We start from the raw sequence: 16,297 nt of genomic DNA on the forward strand, positions 1-16,297 counted from the left end.
GCTGGACGGACTCGGTCCTGTGCGATTCGTGGTCGCTCCTAATCGTTACCATCATCTTTTCGTCCCCGAGTATGCGCGGATCTATCCGCAGGCGAAGGTATTCGGCGCTCCTGGCCTCGATTCGAAACGAAGGGATCTCAGGTTCGACGCGATCCTTCGCCAGGCAGCGCCAACCGAATGGGCCAGCGAAATCGATCAGACGATTTTCCAAGCGTTCCCTCCCCTGAACGAAGTCGTCTTTTTTCACCGCAGCTCGCGCACCATCGTTTTCACCGACCTGTTGATCAACATCCAGAATTCCAAGTCAAGGTACACCCGATTTTTGATGTGGCTGGACGGTGGCCTCGGACATGTGGCAGTTCCAAGGTCCTTCCGGCTCTTGCTCAAGATGCGTCGTGCGGGAGCGCGCGAAACGATCGACCAAATTCTATCCTGGGAATTCGAGCGTCTGTTGCTTGCTCACGGCGAAATTGTGGAACGCGGGGCAAAAGAGATTGTCCGCGATGCCTGGTCCTTCCTATAGATGGTAGCCGGAATGCGCAGGGCTCAGATACCAGGTACACCTATTGTTGCTGCCTGCTACGCCTTGTGTTTCCACTGAGCTCGGTGGGCTCAAGGTTGAGTGCCTCACGCTTTCTGCATAGCGCTTGAGAGCAGCGATCAGATCGAAGTCAACGTCGCCCGTTCGTCGCGTCGGGGAGCAGGTCAACAAGGTCCACCGCGATGCACACCCCCCTGTCAGCCGCGCCCGGGTCGTTCAGGGGTTGGCGACACGCGTGAACTTGATCGGAAAGCCGGGACAGGTGCCTTTGTGCACCAAATTCTCGGTGAAGTGGTCGGCGTCCTGCACCGTGATAGACATGGGCGCATGCAGAAGCCCCATGCGTCCCGGGAGCGAGCACTTCTGATCGCCGCCTACTAGAGTGGGAATGGAAGGGTCCGGTGAGCCGGTGAAGGTTATCGCACCCGGGTGAATCGTGCCGTAGCTCCCGTCCACCAGTCGCGCGACATAGTTGTGATCTCCGAGCTGGGGATCGTCTTGAATATTCACTTGCAACGGTCCGCCCGGGTAGCTCGCCGACCACAGGCCTTCGAGCTGCTCATTCACAGGGAGAACATGAAACTGCGGTGGCGGCGGCGGGGGTAGCGGCGGAGGATTCTCCGCGCAACTTGTGAGCGTGATTGCCAGAGCTACCGCGGCCACCCGCACTCCTCGCGCAACCCGATCTGACAGACTTCCAACAACAGAACACTTCGAGCTCGTGCTATTGGCGTCGCATTCCACCATCTGATATCGACGTTGCGCTGATCGTAGGAGCGCATTCCGCGTGACCGTCAAGTTTTTTGAACCCGAGCCTTTGAGAGCGGGTCATCGTAGCACCTCGATCTTTGCGGAACTATCACCTGAAGTGACTGATTTACGGCGGCGCTGCTGGGCAATGGTCACGCTAACCGGCAAAATGTCCACAATTACTTGCGCGAAGCACACTCTCGTCCAAATTACATTTTTAGAATAGACGAGATTCGAGACCTGGCTCGCAGAGCCGACGCTATGATCTTCGAAGGGATAGTCCACCCGGTCGTCGCCCACGGGTTGGACCGAGCACACGGGTGACTCGCGCGGCGAGTTGGTCAACGGATTTGGTAGTCCTTGAGTTTGCGCTGCAGGGAGATGCGGGAGATGCCCAGCGCGCGAGCGGACTGGGAGACGTTGCGCTGGTGTTGGGCGAAGACCTGGCCGATGTAGCGCGCCTCGAAGTCGGCGCGCGCCGAGCGCAGGCCGCCGTTGGGTTGGGCCGGCGTGGCGGCGGCGGCCTGGGGCGAAGCCGCCGGGGCGGGTGGCGGGGCCACCGTTACGGTGGTGCCGTGGAGCTTGGCCGAGAAGCGCTCGGGGAGGAGGTCCGCGCCGGGGGGAGTGAGGGCCACCGCGCGTTCGATTTCGTTTTGCAGCTCGCGGACATTGCCGGGCCACGGATAGCGTTCGAGCAGGGTCAGGGTCGCGGAGTCCAGCGTGCCGACCGGCTTGTGCTGGTGCTCGGCGGCGCTGCCCAGAAAGCGCGCGGCCAACAGCGCGATGTCGCCCTGGCGCGCGCGCAGCGGGGGCAGGGCGATGGGGAAGGCGGCCAACCGGTAGTAGAGGTCCTCGCGAAAGCTACCCGCCGCCACCGCGGCGCGCAGGTCGCGGTTGCTGGCCGAGATGACCCGCACGTCGACCCGTTCGGGGCGCGCGCTGCCGACCGGAATGATCTCGCCGTCCTGCAGGACGCGCAGCAGTTTGGGCTGCATGGGCAGCGGCATCTCGCCGATTTCGTCCAGGAAGATCACTCCGCCCGAAGCCGCCCGAAACAGCCCCGGCCGGTCGCCGATGGCGCCGGTGAACGCGCCGCGGCGATGCCCGAACAGTTCGCTCTCCAGCAGGTGCTCGGACAGTGCCGCGCAGTTGATGGCCAGAAACGGGCGGTCGGAGCGATCGCTGAGCCGGTGCAGGGCGCGCGCCAGCAACTCCTTGCCGGTGCCGGTTTCGCCCTCCAGCAGGACCGCGATGGGGGTGGCGCTTATCGAGGTGATTAGCCTGAGCACCTCGGCCATCTCCGCGCTCGCCCCCACGATGTCGGTGAGCAGCTCCTGCTTGGCCAGGTCGCGGCGCAGCGCGCCCAGCTCGGTGCGCAGATTCTGTTCGCTCGCCTGCAGCCGATCGACCCGGGTCGCGTGCTGCAGCGCCAGCGCGATGCTGTGCGCCAGTAACTCCAACAGCACCAGGTCGTCATTACTGAAGCTCGCCCGCCCGCGCGCATTGACCACCTCGACCGCGCCCAGGCGCTGCTCGCCCACCAACAGCGGGGCGGCCAACAGCGAGCGGGTGCGCAGCCCCGTGTGCCGGTCAATCAGCGAATAGTGGTGCGGTTCGGTGCTCACGTCGTCGACCTTGAGCCCCCGCCCGCTGCGCAGCGCCTCGCCGGCGATGCCCTGGGTGGCGGGGAACTTGAGCCCCGCCAGCCGGCGTGCCACCTCCGGGTCCAGGTCGGCCAGGTAGGGGAAGTACAGTTCCTTGCCCTCGGCATCCAGCTGTAAGATCGAGGCGCCTTCCGCATCCAGCACCTCGCGACACTTCTGCGTCACCAGCTGGAGCAGCGCCTCCAGCTCCAGCTCGCTGGCAAACAGGTTGCCCAGCTCGTAAATCAGCCGGTACGGTGCGCTCGTGGTCGGCGTCGCCATCAGGAATCGGTGTTGCGCGATGATATCGAAAAGGGTTTGCCGGGGGCCAGTCGCGTAAGTGCGACTGGCTGCCCCTCCTACCCGGCTAACTCCCGCTCGTCGTCGTCCTCGTCCTGGAGCAACAGCCCCAGCCCGTCGGCGACCAGGGTGGCGGCCAAAAAGACCTGCTCCTGGACTTCTCTGGGCATGGGGGCCTCGCCGGCGAACCCCAGCACCCGCGCCCCCTCGATGAACATGGCCTGACAAAGCTCCCCGAGACTGACCGGATTAGTGGGGAGGTGTGGCTTCGAGCTGATGCGGTTTTCCACGGTCTGGGTGTGTTCCCTCCTTGAGTAACGGACAGTGGCTGGTAGAGCACGCCATGTGCCAGCCCGCTGGTGGGGCGGTGCAGGGAAAAATCCTCGGGCTGTGGCCGCAAACCTCCGCCCGGTCATCCGCGCCCCCCAAACTGCCTGCCACACCCGCTTATCACTGAATCACAAAATGATTTCGTAACATAACCGAGTTAGGCTGCGTTGGACTCGCACTTGTGGATAATCGCAGTCTTTCGACGTGGAAGCTGCCCGCCCAAAAGAGTATTGAACGGTCGTTCACTAAGATTTAATCCACCAGCCCTTCGAGGAGAGGTGAACCGGCACATGCAGAAAGGTCATTCGACAATTCCAGAGAGTCCCTACATGACCGTCCAAGAAGTCGCCGATTTTCTGCGCGTTCACACCATGACGGTTTACGGATTACTGGGGGCTGGGAAGTTAGCCGGAATCAGGACCATGGGAGCGCGCGGCCACTGGCGAATCTCGCGCCAAACGGTCTTGGGTCTCAGCAACGGCGCCTCTTCGGAACCCTAAGCCTGCTTGAGCTGACCGCTTCCCCGAGCCTCAGCCCAGATTAGTGCGTTAAGCGATAACGCGGCGTATTTTTGGCGGTGAGCTTAACCAGGAGTGGACAAAATCGCCATCCAGTGGTAGGACAGAACCGGAGCGAGGCGAGCACCGGATCGGCTGAAAGCAAATATCTCAAACGGTGACGCCGCCTGGTTCGCGGGCGGGGCGCCCTGCACCGCGCATTTCTCATCCGCGCCGAAGGTTCTCAACCATTCCTGAAGCAGAGGCGACCGACGAACTGCCGAGTCCGCCCAATTTTGAGCGGGCAATTTCGGCGAGCTTCGCATCCGTCCTGCTGCTGGTTGCTGGATCGGCGTAAAGTTCGCGACGGTTCCTCGACGGCGCGCGCTTCGACGGTTCGCTTCAGATTACTTCCCCCCGCGAGCGCTGATTTCCGAGGCCACTCGCTTGGGGGAAGCTCGACCCCTTAGCGGAGTACTCGCTGCGCGCGTCTTGACTGTCCGCGAAGTCTGGTTGCTTCGCGGCTGCTGGTCATTCCGCCCGGGGCCGACTCCATTCTCTGATTTGGCTGGTCCATTCGCCGCTCCATTTCCGAACGGCGGAAGCGCAGTATGGAACGGAGGAAAAACTGGGGCACCTCCCCGCGCTTGGCGAGCGTGTAGAGATTCTCGATCAGTTCTTCCACCATGCTCTCGTCTTGCAATTTATGCCCTCCTTGCTTCGCGTCTGCGGTGGGTTTGGTCGCCGCAACGAACATCGCGGTCCGCTGCCGCACTGCAACCCAATCCACATCAACTTCCTCTCACATATGACGGAGCGCCGAGACGAGAAAAAGACTCACGAGGCGCCAAACGCCGTCCTGGGTGTAGATTAGCGAACGAACCAACTCAGCCGGTGCGCCCTGCACCGGGTCGCCCCCTCGCAACCAGGGCTCGCTCGAAGATCATCGAGTGGTGCCGTGTGCCTTGATCATTGATGACCAAGACTAAGCTCGATCGAAATTGTACGTTGAAATCGGAACACCAGACGTTGACACAAGTGAGCGACCGGCGACCAACACGTGTTTCCCTCTTTATCTGCGCCGGATGCGGCGCCGAGGGCCCGGTCGTGAAAGCGCAGCAAAGACCCGGGCTTGCTAACGAACTGGACCGAGGGAATCCGTCAAGGTTCGCGAGGCGAATGAGGTTCGTTTGTCCGATGGTTTCGAGGCGCGATTTGCGACGAGGAATGGTTATTGGCCGCTCCTTGGAGCTGCACGAATTGACCAAATCAAGCTCCGCGCTAAATTTATCCACGCCAAATGACACCTGGTGTAAATTTATCCGCGCCAACCGTTCCCGACTGGGCATAGTACGGGTTCCTCTCGGGAACCGGCAGCCGTTATGGCGAGGACAAAGCCGGGACTTTGAGAGGAACGAAAGAACCGGCCTGCGATCTTCTTCGGCGCGAAGCATTTTGATCCCTTCGCGCCCCTTCTTTTTCGCGCGGGCTCGGAATGCCCGAGGTAGCGTTTTGCCCCCCTTTGCGCGCCGAAGGCGCCGAGCCCGTGCGTTTTATTTTTTTGAGTGTGGCCGAGCAACGAACCGCGCAATCCGCAGCGACATCCATCGATTCCAGGCTTCAACCACGACTTGGAGTTCAAGAGTGAAGGCCCGCCGCATCCAACGGCTGCGATCCGAAACCCGACAGGTTTGACGCTGAGGCAAGACCGTACGATCTTAGGGGAACTTCAAGTGCGTGACGGGTCAGCTGGGCTCGGTCGCAACGGAGGAGGTCTATGCCGGAAGAATCGGCATTTCTGTCACGAACGCGTACCTGGGATGCCTTCTATACCGAGGCCAAGGTCGCCGAATTTCGTCGCCGCATTTATCTGGAAGCTTTCGGTGAGGAGTATCCGGCAGACGCAGCGACCGACGGTTACATAACGCGCAGCGAACTTCGCGAGATGGTGGAGGCGTTGCACGTTGGCCAAGGCGAGAGAATCGCCGATCTCGGATGTGGTCGCGGCGGACCCGGCCAATGGATTGCGGCGGCCACGGGTGCGGCTCTCGTAGGCGTCGATTTTTCTGCCGTCGCGCTGGAACAGGCACGAGCGCGTGCCCGGTCGCGCAACGTGACCGGCTGCTCGTACCAGAGCGGGAGCTTTCAGGCGACCGGTCTCGACAGCTTAAGCGTCGACGGCGCGATCAGCATCGATGTGATATGGGCAATACCTGATAAGCCGGCTGGCTTTGCCGAGACCGCCCGAGTCCTGAAACCTGGCGCCAGGTTTGTCTTCACCGACTGGGAACGTGACCTGTCTCCGCCCGGCTATCCTGCTCCGGTTAACGACCATCGGCCGCTACTTCGGGACGCGGGTTTCGAAATTGAACGCCACAAACTGTGGCCCCATGCGGACTCTCTGCGCCGCACATTCTACGAGAGAATGCTGGCGCGCCAAGGGGAACTGATGAGCGGGCTGGAGGAAAAGACCGCCGAGTCGAATTTACGTGAAGCCCGCGCCTGGCTGGGGTTGCTTGACGGAGTCGACTACCTGCAGCACAGCCGACGAGTGCTGGTTGCAGCACGCAAACCGGCATGAATCGAGACTTGCTTCGCGAGGTCACAGTTTCCGGTAGATGATGGTTTCGTTGGCGCAAGACCTCGAGCGGGTTTAGCAGTTGAGTTTTGCGTGCACGCTGGCCCACTCGCGCTAACGCACACCACGCTCGGCCCGGTGTCGAATTGCCGCTCTCTGTGAGAAGTTTGGCCAAACGCACCCCCCGCGCGCCATCCAAGGCACGAAGAGAGACTCAAGAACGTATTGCGACATGGAGGGCCGCGGCAGAATTAACCGGTCACGGAGATCTCAAGGTCAAAAATTACCCTCGTAGGCGTAGCGCGAATTGCTAGCCTTCAAATTTGGAGGAGGAGTGACACCACGTATCGACGGCCGAGGCGAATCGGCACCCAGTTCCAAACAGGAGTTTTTTTGGAAACCTTAGGCCACTCCGTAAATCTGCGACTTTGAGATCACGCGAGAAACGAGAGGACGAAACGGGGGACGGCAAAGAAGCATCACGCGAGCAACGCGCTGTCCCCTCCCGCGATCCGCGCGCAGGAACCGCGCTACCAACGTCCGATCTGCTGACCACTGGAGAGGTAGCGAACTTTCTGAGAGTTAATCGCTCGACCATTTGCAGGTTGGCAGGGCGCGGAGAACTTCCGGCGTTCAGGATTGGGAGTGACTGGCGCTTCAGCCGCGAGAGAATTGAGGCGTGGTTAAAATCCCGCAACCGCGCACCCGAAGACTGATTCCACGTATTCGGCTCATTGAAGTCGGGGTGATTCGAGGGTGCCCGCTCTGGAATCCTGCCGGCCGGAAGCAAGCGAAGTGACACTGGTTGTGTGTATTGCTCCAGCCGTCGGCGTTGCGTGCTGTCCGCATGATGTCGGGCGGCAGTGGTGCTACATAGTCGAGCCCCCTCGAAGAACCGCTTGTCGCGATGGATCAGGTCGGAGGGACCCATCCGGTTCAAGACGCACTAACCGAGTTGGTTAATCTGCTAATTCAAACCTCGGAAAGCGTTGGGCATGTATAGGCCCTTGGCGAGCGGGGCTGTTTCGAGTTAAGAGAAAGCGGTCAGGAGGGGTTGGACGTAGCCTCGAAGGTCGATAGGTCTGCTGCCTTGTTTCTCCTGCCGAGAATTCAGTTAGGAAGCAAAAAGTAAAATGGAAATCATGACAGTCAAGGAACTGGCGGCTTACCTCAGGGTCGGGCCGAACACGATCTACCGAATGGTAAAACGCCGGCAGTTGCCAGTGTTCTTTGTCGGTGGTGGCCAGCGATTTGAGCGCACCGCCGTCGACCAGTGGATCTCGAGTCAGGTGAACGAAACCACCCGCAGGGAAGGCTAACATCGATCGCACGGAAGGTGCGCAAGCCTTAAAGAAGGGCGAAGCGTCCACCCCAGAGTAGAGTGGCGCCCAGGCTTGAGCGAGTGCGAGAGGAATCAGGCTCGCCACCACGACCGCTTCCTCCAAGGCGCCAGATCCGTCTCAGAGAAACACGCTGAGCCAGGATCTGCATGACCCGATCCCTTGCTCCGAACCCCGTCCGCGACACAGACTCAGTTGAAGACTCGTCTCGGTGCGGCGCTATGTACTCGTTCAGCGTGTTTCCTTCTGTGGCGCGACGCTAAATCGTGAGACCATTTCAAAGAAACGCGGGTTCGATGCTCGTTCGTCTTTCCCGACCTGAACATCGCGGCCCCGGCGGTCCATGATTGGGACGTGGCCGCAGTCTGTTCCCTGTCGGTGATGGGCAATGGCGACGAGCAGGCGCACTGCAGCGCGCACGACTTGCACTTGTGACCGCCGACCAATCAGTTAGAAGACTTCACGTGTCGCTAAGGATTGGGGGCAAGTGACGACCGCATTCTGCGCGTCGTGCGCACTTCATCGCTCGCTGATGATTGCGAGGCGGGTGCGCGAGGTACGCACAGTCACGAATCGATCTTCCGCCTAGCGTTCGGGCTCAGGAGAATCCTGAGTGCAGTAAGGCGAGGCGCCGCCCACAGGCTCGATTACAACCTCTGGGGCGGAGTAGATGCCGAATCGTTCGCGCGCCCACGTTATGACGCACGCAGCATCTGCATCCATGGTCCAGGGCGTGTGCAACGCGGCTCCGGGGGGCAGACCGGAAGGCGCTTCGCTGGTCCCGAATTCAACTGTCCAACATCTGGCCCGATAGCTTCTGGTTAGCTTCATTTATTCTCGACACCTAAGGAAAGGCGGTGTTACCGCCAGGAAGACAAGTTTTAGTAAGAATCGCCCGAGCAGTGCGAGTGCCTAGAGAGGCACGGGCACACTTAGAATGGTCAGAAATCCCCGGCGCCGCGGTTTACGTGGATTTTCTTAGCCAACGAGAGACGAGTCGGCGCGGGCGCCGAATCCGGCGACCTTCGGCGGGGGGATCTGAAGTCCAAACGACTTGACCGCTAGAACTCACGGCGTAACGCTGACGTCGGTAAACTCCTGAGATTCGTTAAAAGTTGCTGTGTCCTCCAAACGTTGCTGAGATCGTGTAGAGGTAGCGTGACGTGCAGCTCACGATTGGAGGAATACCGGTGCGAGGGCTCGAGATAGATGGGCGCACGGGCTGCGCGCATTACCGCAGCGAACTCGACATCATCGCGGTGAAATTCAACTGCTGCCGCACATATTATTGCTGCTTCTACTGTCATGAACTGGAAGCAGGCCATTCCGCTCGGATTTGGCCTAAGGCTGAATTCGAAGAGAAAGCAGTGCTGTGCGGCGCGTGCGGGGCTGAGCTGAGCATCGGTCAGTACCTGAATTGCCAGGCGGTTTGTCCGGCGTGTGGCGCGAGCTTCAATCCGCGCTGCGAGCTGCATTACAACTTGTACTTTGAGATACCCGCGCTGGCTCGCTAGAGCGCTGAGGCCGGTCTTTTTTTGAGCGACGATTGTGACGGGAGCCAAGCGGAAAAAACGCGCCTAGAAATCAACCTGAGTTGACCGCCACCTCCGTATCCAGTGCCGGTCCCTGACGTTGTCCTGAGGATGGTCGTCTCGCCGGAGGTGATCCGCGTCTAACGCGTTTATTTACCCGCGAGCATGAATATGGCCACAACAGCTATGTTGGCGAAGGTCATGCGAAGCAGTAATTGCGGACTTGCGGAACCATCTTACTTCGATATCTCAAAGAGGTGTGCGCCGGTGAGGAGATCGTGGTGCGCGATCGTCAACTACCGTTCGCCAAGATCATTCCACTTGCGAATGCCGGCCAGGTTGAGGATTTGAGACTCGTCGCTGCAGGGCTGATGCGGAAAGCGGAACGTACCTTACCGGCCTCATTCTGGAGTGTACGTCGCGCCTGCGTTGAGCGAAAGGCTGCCGCCAACGCTGTCGCCCGCGATAGGGACGGGGATTGATGCCGTTCTGGGACAGCAGTGCCATCGTGCCTCACTACTGCGCTCGATCAGCGAGCGTGAGGGGCGGCGGCTTTTCGCCCGGCCGGGACCATCGTCGCCTGTTGGGGGACGACCTTCGAAGCCCGTATCGCCTTCGCTCGACTTGTACGTGATCGCAAACTGAATTCGGCGCAACGCGCTACCGCCATCACACTGCCGGACCAGCTGCGCCGATCGTGGGATGAGATCCTGTCGACTCAGGCGGTTCGCGCGATCGTGTAGTCGCTGCCCGACGATTACGGTGTACGCGCTGGCGATGCCTGGCAGCTCGCGGCCGCGCTTGTATGGTGCAGTGAGCGGCCTCGTGGTCGGCCGTTTGTGTGCTTAGACAAGCGCCTCGCGAAGGCGGCTTCGATATGGGCTTCATGGTTCAACCGAACTGAGCACGTTGACTGAATTCCTATATCTCCCCCGAAGTAGAATAGTGCTCATTAGAATCTCGCGTCTGATGATTGATTTCGCCTAGCTGAGTTCCACGAGACTAGGTTCTGCGCCAGCGAAGAGAGGGCGCGGTTACATGCTTACTTGCGCGACTAGACGTGAAGTATAGGAATCAAAGCGGGACCATCGATTTGACGTGGCTCACGCAGGAGAATCCTTCGATGTTGCGTGCGCCGATTTGCGATTATTTTGGAATCAGGTATCCGTTCCTGCTGGCCCGGATGGGCGGAGCCGCGATGCACAGGCTCGTCGCATCGGCCCATCCCATCTACCCGTAACCGTGTCGCCGCTATGGACCGCGCCGCGAATGGCGCGTGCAACGCGGCTCCGGCAGGCGCAGGCGTCTCGCTCGTCCCGACTTCAACTGTCAGACATCTGGGCCAGATAGATTCTGCTTAGCTTGCCCTATTCGACACCAAAGGAGCGACGGTCGAATTGCGGCCACGAAGATAAGCTTAAGTAAGAATCACCCGAGCAGGGCGAGTGCCCGGATTGGTACGGGCACCCGTGGAATAGTCAGAAATCCCCGGCGCAGAGAATCGCTCCGTCGCGCGTGTCTCCTACTCCCACGGGCTGATCACCTTTATCCCGCAGTCGGCGAGGTCCTCGACATTGCGCGTTGCGAGCGTAGCCCCGCGCGAATGAGCAATGGCGGCAATCTGAGCATCGGACTCGCTAATCGGGCGTCCCAGTCCGCGCCGTCTCGCGGCGATCGGAGCGAATGCTCGCGCCGCCGTACTGTCGAACGGCAGAATTCGCTCGGCGAAATCTTCCTCGAATATCGCCGCCACCGCCTCCTCCAACCGGGCGCGTCGGCGACCCCTCGGCATTAACGCTAGGCCGTAGAAAATCTCAGCTTCGCAGATTGTTGTCGTGAACAGGCTGGTCGAAGGTTGCGCCTTCATCCAGCGAGTTACGGAATCTGCTGGTGCGGGACGCAGCGTTTCTGAGAGGACGTTGGTGTCGAGTATGATCACTCTTCAAAGCGTGGCGGTTCGCGGAGAGGAGTGCGTGCGGGGATATCTAGTTCCACTCCTCCCAAGGAGTCTATTCGTCGGCGAATCGCTTCGAGCAGATTCGCCGGTCGACGGGTTTTCTCCGCAAGCGCGGCGCGTAGAATATCGCGCGCCTCCTCCTCCATCGATCGTCCATGCCGAGCGGCACGCAAGCGAAGCCGGTCCTTCACGTTCGATTCCAGATTCCGAATGGTGATGCTCGACATGCAATCACTGATATCATTGCAATCATTGATTAACAAGAAGCCGGGTGAAGACAAGGATGCCGACGCCCACCCATCTTTCCAAGACACGATGAAAATGATCGTGCGCCCTTCTTTTTGGGCTTTTTAAATGGCGGGCGACTCCACCCACCGCCAACGGCGGATGGCTTTATTGACGACCTGCGCGGACGATGATCACGGCGATCGATACTAGGATCCTGCTCGACGTCCTTGTGCCAAACGACGATTTCTACGAGGCATCTACCAACGCGCGCTTCAGGAGGCGGCGGGGAGGGCTCTCTTGTGATCAGTGACGTGGTTTACGCCGAACTTTGCATTCATTCGAGATCCAACGCGAGTGCGATGCCTTCCTCGAAGCCAACGAATCCGTGTGCAGGCGTTAACGCGGGATGCCCATTTCTGCGCGAGCTGCGGATGGCGGACCTATCGGCGGCAGGCTGGTACGCGACCCGGAACGCCCATCCGGTCCCGACGCATCGAAATCTCGTGTCCTGCTTGCAATAATATTGTTATTACAAAGGCAAGGGATTGGTAATGAAGGCGGTGATTCGAAAGATGGGCAATTCCTCCGGAGTAATCATCCCCAAGCCGATCCTTGCCCAGATCGGTATTCAGACGGGAGATGACCTCGAACTTGTCGCTTGATGACGATCGAATCGTGCTGGCGCCGGCTAGACGGCATCCGCGCACCGGCTGGGCCGATGCGGCGAGGCGCATTGCAGACGCTGCCGACGATGCCCTAGTGTGGCCTGAGTTCGGGAACGCTGACGATGCGGACCTGGAATGGTAAAGCCTGCAAGGGCCGGCTTTTGTAACCGTTACCCGCGGCGACGTGTGGCTCGCAGCACTTGACCCAACGCTCGGCAGCGAAATCCGCAAGGCTCGTCCCGTGCATCGTAGTTTCACCGCCAGAAATGCACGATTATCTGCGGACCGTCATAGTAGCGCCGATGACAACCGGTAATCGACCTGCACCTTTTCGCATTCCAGTGAGCTTCGCCGGAAAGAAAGGTTTGATCCTGCTCGATCAGATGCGTGCCCTAGACAAGCAGCGGCTTGTGCAGCACCTCGGAGCGGTTGAACGCCGAACCCTACTAGCCACGCTCACTCGCCTGCGCGACGTATTCGCAGAGTAACCGGGGCATACGGGGTCGAGAGCGTATTGTTATGACTGCTGGTATCCGATCCAGACCCAGCGTGGCCGGTTAACGCGGCCCGGCGACCTCCACACGGCGCAGCAAAGCCTTGTGATGTCCGGAGGTCATCTGGAAATTCGATACGATGGTCACTTTTGGGTCGATCCTGGTCTGAAGCCTCGGCAGCGACCGGGGTACCTGAGGGCCTAAAAGCGTACCTCCTTCGATAGCGAAAATCGCTACCAGTGTTGCGGGGTAACGCCGCGGTGGTTGCGGTGCCTTAAACTTTAAAAAGGCCAATTTTCTTAGGTCTTCTGTAGTCCCATCCGGGAGGATGAGCATTGCGGTCAACTGTAGCCTGGTACCCTTGGCGATCGAGGGGTTCACTTCACTTCGTTACTCTAAATTGGTCCACCCCAGCCAGCCGTCCCGCGTCAGCTGCCGTCCTCTTTCCGCTTCAGGACGTTCTGCACCTGTTCCGCGCGACGCCTTGCCGTATCCAGCACCGTACTTCCTCGGAGTGCCGTTCGTCTGCCATTTGCCACCTCGCCAAGTCTTTCGACCTTGTACTATTAGTGGCTCTTATTCTAAGGGTCCACATAGGGGAGCCGGGTATTCGACCCTTATTTGGACCTCTCAAGCTCGCGTGTCGATCCAGCCATCCAAGCCTCGTGTTCGGCTAGAGCGGCCTCTTGACTTGGTATGAATTTAATCCATACTCCAAAGTATGAAGATCGGCGAGCGCGGTCAAGTGACGATCCCGAAAGAAATTCGCGAAGAATTCGGCCTGGGCCCGGATACGGAGGTCGAGTTTCATGTGATCGGCGGCTCCATCGTTTTAAAGAAAGCACCCAAGAAGCTGAACCTCTCCAGATGGAAGGGCCGCTGCGGCGACACGTTTGCGAAGCTGGGTTACACCTCCGTGGACAAGTTTATTGACGACGTGCGCGGACGATGATTACAGCGATCGATACTAACATCCTGCTCGACGTCCTGGTGCCGAACGAGGATTTCTACGAGGCATCAACCAACGCGCTTCAGGAAGCGGCGGGAGAGGGTTCTCTTGTGATCAGTGACATCGTTTACGCCGAACTTTGTATTCATTTCGAGATCCAACGCGAGTGCGATGCCTTCCTCGAAGCCAACGAAATCCGTGTGCAGGCGCTAACGCGGGAAGCCCACTTCCACGCGAGCCGCGCATGGCGGACCTATCGGCAGCAGGGTGGAAAAAGAACCCGGATTCTTGCGGATTTTTTGATCGGCGCTCACGCCCAAAAGCAGGCAACGGTCCTGCTTTCGCGGGATCGAGGGTTCTATCACAAACTGTTTCCGTCGCTTGACCTCCACGACCCGAGTGCAGTTGGTTGAGAAGATTTGCGCTCCTGCCGTAGAACTCGAAGGTACAGACTCTTCGGTTAACAGGTAGGGGTACGGTTCAGGCATTTGAAGGGGCACCCGGACACTTCTATACTTCCGGGCTTCTTTCCTCGATGCTGGTCAACGCGGCCGAACTCGCGCCAAACAGAAAGCGCCGCATCTGCCGGAGGAGTCGTTTACCCCACGCGGCCGAGGCCTCGCACCACGAAGCTTCACACTCTCGTGGGAGGGTGGAGCGAGCTATAAGAGGCGACAGGAGGTCCAACCAGTGCGGTAGAGTTTAATTCGCCGGATCGGCGCCCATGCTCGCATTAGATCCTCTGTAGTCCCATCCGGGAGGATGAGCATTGCGGTCAACTATAGACTAGTACCCTTGGCGATCGAGGGCCCGGGCCTCGGGGTGGTCTTGATCTCAGTTGCGACTGCAGCGGTGACCTTCAGGTTGTTAAATGTAAAAAAGTCGACCCCCCTTGCTTAAATCTCGTGATGATTTGTCCCGATCCTACCTCCACCCCGATAAGCAGACCGGTCGCGTTCACCGTCGCAAGGTTTGTGGGGCTGACACTCCAACTCACCAAACCTATGAGGTCCTCGGTAGTCCCATCCGATAAGGTAGCCGTTGCGGTTAACTGTAAACTGGTGCCCTTGGCGATAGAGGGCTTCGGCGGGGTAATCTCGATGTCAATTATTTTCGCGGTGGCGACGACCGTGGTCGAGCCTTGGACGCCGTCGAGCGTCGCAGCAATCGATGCGCTTCCGACGCCACCCTGGGCGGCCATCTGCACCGTGGTGCCTTTAGCCAGCAGCGGGTTGATGGGCGCTACCGTTATCGAGGTCAGGGTGGTTTTAGTGACGGTGAATGCGCTGACCCCTGTTATCCCGTCGAGCGTGGCGCTCACGGTGGTGGCGCCGACGCCGCTTCCACCGGCCAACCCCTTGGTGCCGGCCAGATTGCTGACAATCGTCTTTGGAGTTTGCCGCTTATACGACCGGACCTGCTTGTGACCAAAAGGAAATCAAATCGGCTGGTCAAACTGCAGGACGGCGGCGCAACGCGGGGGTGCTACGGATTTCGCTTAGGAAACGCTAAGGCGTTTCCTAAGCGTGCCGCAGAGAGTTTCGGCGTTGGGGTGGGGCGAGTGATTAAAGGCCCGGTTCTACCTCCTCTTTCAAGTTCAAGGCACCGCGATCACCGTTATCGAGGTAGCGTGCAAGGGGGGCGAGGAAAAGGCTATCGGTGTGAGAACGCCCGGCGCCGTAATCGAGTAAGCCAAAACTCCGCCCGGTGTCGAGCCTAGAGGTTGGGCCGCCACGTATACGAATTTGCCGCTGGGATCAACGACAACTGAGCGTGGGTCACCTCCGGCCGCGACCGAGGTAACTGACGGCACAAGCGTACCTCCTTCGATAGCGAAACTTTCGATCGAACCTGTGGATAAGTTACTGCCGACAACGTAGGCATATGTGCTCCTCGGATCGACCGCAATATTTATCGGAAAGGCCAATGCCGGCGCGGTGGGAACGTTCTCGACAAAGCTAAGCGCACCAGTGCCAGGGTCGACCGTAAAGGTTGAGACATTGTTGGAAAGTGCATTCACGGTGAAAAGTTGATTACCCAAGGGATCCAAGGCGACCGATTCAGGGTCGGAACCCGCAGTAATGGGCGAACCGGGAACAAACCCGTTAGGCACCCCCGACGTCGGATTAAGCCCTTCACCCGCGACGTTGTTGGTTACTGAGCCGGTAACGTAAATGAAATTGCCGTTCGGGTGCGCCGCCACCCCTTGAGGCGCTCCTATAAACGGTATCGGGGTCGTTGTGCCCACCTTGGTGAGCGCCCCGGTGGTGGGGTTGATGCTAAACGTTATAATTTGTTGGCTCGTGAAGTTCGTCACATAGGCGAAGTTTCCGCTGGGTAACACCGCGATGTCGATAGCCCCACTGCCTGAAGGGACGTTGCCGGTTGAAGTGAGCGAGCCGATGCCGGACCCACTCTGAGTGATGCCGTAGGAGGTAACGGAGCCATCACCGAAGTTGGCCGTATAGAGGAACTTTCCGCTTGGATCTGCGG

General features: G+C 59.4%; 15 protein-coding genes. 9 read left to right on the forward strand and 6 right to left on the reverse strand.

Going from position 1 to position 16,297, the window contains the following annotated elements:
• The coding region (locus VGI36_01615; GenBank protein ID HEY2483812.1) for a DUF4336 domain-containing protein at positions 1-523 on the forward strand (523 nt) is incomplete at its 5' end.
• A 234-nt stretch (positions 524-757) separates the two neighbouring features.
• Here the strand turns inward: VGI36_01615 and VGI36_01620 are convergent.
• A complete protein-coding gene (locus tag VGI36_01620) occupies positions 758-1,204 on the reverse strand; it encodes a hypothetical protein (protein HEY2483813.1) in 447 nt (148 codons plus the stop codon).
• A gap of 428 nt (positions 1,205-1,632) precedes the next feature.
• Positions 1,633-3,216, reverse strand: a complete 1,584-nt coding sequence (locus VGI36_01625; GenBank protein HEY2483814.1) for a sigma 54-interacting transcriptional regulator — start codon at positions 3,214-3,216, stop codon at positions 1,633-1,635.
• 638 nt (positions 3,217-3,854) lie between these two features.
• Here VGI36_01625 and VGI36_01630 point away from each other — a divergent pair.
• Entirely contained in the window at positions 3,855-4,064 is a 210-nt protein-coding gene (locus tag VGI36_01630; GenBank protein ID HEY2483815.1) for a helix-turn-helix domain-containing protein, read from the forward strand.
• 463 nt (positions 4,065-4,527) lie between these two features.
• On the opposite strand, the gene VGI36_01635 is transcribed toward VGI36_01630, so the two are convergent.
• Positions 4,528-4,851, reverse strand: coding sequence for a hypothetical protein (locus VGI36_01635; protein HEY2483816.1), 324 nt, complete (start codon positions 4,849-4,851; stop codon positions 4,528-4,530).
• 987 nt (positions 4,852-5,838) lie between these two features.
• Between VGI36_01635 and VGI36_01640 the strand changes: the two genes are divergently transcribed.
• The 4 genes from VGI36_01640 to VGI36_01655 all read left to right on the forward strand — a co-directional run bounded on the left by VGI36_01640 (position 5,839) and on the right by VGI36_01655 (position 10,751).
• Entirely contained in the window at positions 5,839-6,642 is an 804-nt protein-coding gene (locus VGI36_01640; protein HEY2483817.1) for a class I SAM-dependent methyltransferase, read from the forward strand.
• 1,130 nt (positions 6,643-7,772) lie between these two features.
• On the forward strand, positions 7,773-7,958 hold the full coding sequence (locus VGI36_01645; protein HEY2483818.1) for a helix-turn-helix domain-containing protein: 186 nt from the start codon (positions 7,773-7,775) through the stop codon (positions 7,956-7,958).
• 1,184 nt (positions 7,959-9,142) lie between these two features.
• Positions 9,143-9,493, forward strand: coding sequence for a CHY zinc finger protein (locus VGI36_01650; GenBank protein ID HEY2483819.1), 351 nt, complete (start codon positions 9,143-9,145; stop codon positions 9,491-9,493).
• A 1,078-nt stretch (positions 9,494-10,571) separates the two neighbouring features.
• Complete coding sequence (locus tag VGI36_01655; GenBank protein HEY2483820.1) at positions 10,572-10,751, forward strand: hypothetical protein; 180 nt, start codon at positions 10,572-10,574, stop codon at positions 10,749-10,751.
• Positions 10,752-11,033: 282 nt separating this feature from the next.
• Here VGI36_01655 and VGI36_01660 read toward each other — a convergent pair whose 3' ends face one another.
• Positions 11,034-11,450, reverse strand: a complete 417-nt coding sequence (locus VGI36_01660) for a type II toxin-antitoxin system VapC family toxin (GenBank protein ID HEY2483821.1) — start codon at positions 11,448-11,450, stop codon at positions 11,034-11,036.
• An 897-nt stretch (positions 11,451-12,347) separates the two neighbouring features.
• On the opposite strand from VGI36_01660, the gene VGI36_01665 reads away from it, so the two are divergent.
• The 3 genes from VGI36_01665 (at position 12,348) to VGI36_01675 (ending at position 14,217) form a co-directional block, all read left to right on the forward strand.
• On the forward strand, positions 12,348-12,503 hold the full coding sequence (locus tag VGI36_01665; GenBank protein ID HEY2483822.1) for a hypothetical protein: 156 nt from the start codon (positions 12,348-12,350) through the stop codon (positions 12,501-12,503).
• 1,073 nt (positions 12,504-13,576) lie between these two features.
• A complete protein-coding gene (locus VGI36_01670) occupies positions 13,577-13,807 on the forward strand; it encodes an AbrB/MazE/SpoVT family DNA-binding domain-containing protein (protein ID HEY2483823.1) in 231 nt (76 codons plus the stop codon).
• A complete protein-coding gene (locus tag VGI36_01675) occupies positions 13,804-14,217 on the forward strand; it encodes a type II toxin-antitoxin system VapC family toxin (protein ID HEY2483824.1) in 414 nt (137 codons plus the stop codon). The genes VGI36_01670 and VGI36_01675 overlap by 4 nt, the downstream gene beginning before the upstream one ends.
• Before the next feature lie 446 nt (positions 14,218-14,663).
• Here the strand turns inward: VGI36_01675 and VGI36_01680 are convergent, their stop codons facing one another.
• A complete protein-coding gene (locus VGI36_01680; GenBank protein HEY2483825.1) occupies positions 14,664-15,125 on the reverse strand; it encodes an Ig-like domain-containing protein in 462 nt (153 codons plus the stop codon).
• Positions 15,126-15,401: 276 nt separating this feature from the next.
• Positions 15,402-16,297 (reverse strand): beta-propeller fold lactonase family protein (locus VGI36_01685; GenBank protein HEY2483826.1); only part of this gene is annotated, 896 nt, incomplete at its 5' end.

This window comes from Candidatus Binataceae bacterium, from assembly GCA_036495685.1.
Lineage (GTDB): Bacteria > Desulfobacterota > Binatia > Binatales > Binataceae > JAFAHS01.

What these genes read in the sequence shown, in the direction of transcription:
- VGI36_01645 (HEY2483818.1), top strand. Translation starts at nt 7,773, where the DNA reads ATGGAAATCATGACAGTCAAGGAACTGGCGGCTTACCTCAGGGTCGGG.
- VGI36_01640 (HEY2483817.1), top strand. Translation starts at nt 5,839, where the DNA reads ATGCCGGAAGAATCGGCATTTCTGTCACGAACGCGTACCTGGGATGCC.
- VGI36_01630 (HEY2483815.1), top strand. Translation starts at nt 3,855, where the DNA reads ATGCAGAAAGGTCATTCGACAATTCCAGAGAGTCCCTACATGACCGTC.
- VGI36_01675 (HEY2483824.1), top strand. Translation starts at nt 13,804, where the DNA reads ATGATTACAGCGATCGATACTAACATCCTGCTCGACGTCCTGGTGCCG.
- VGI36_01625 (HEY2483814.1), bottom strand. Translation starts at nt 3,216, where the DNA reads ATGGCGACGCCGACCACGAGCGCACCGTACCGGCTGATTTACGAGCTG.
- VGI36_01670 (HEY2483823.1), top strand. Translation starts at nt 13,577, where the DNA reads ATGAAGATCGGCGAGCGCGGTCAAGTGACGATCCCGAAAGAAATTCGC.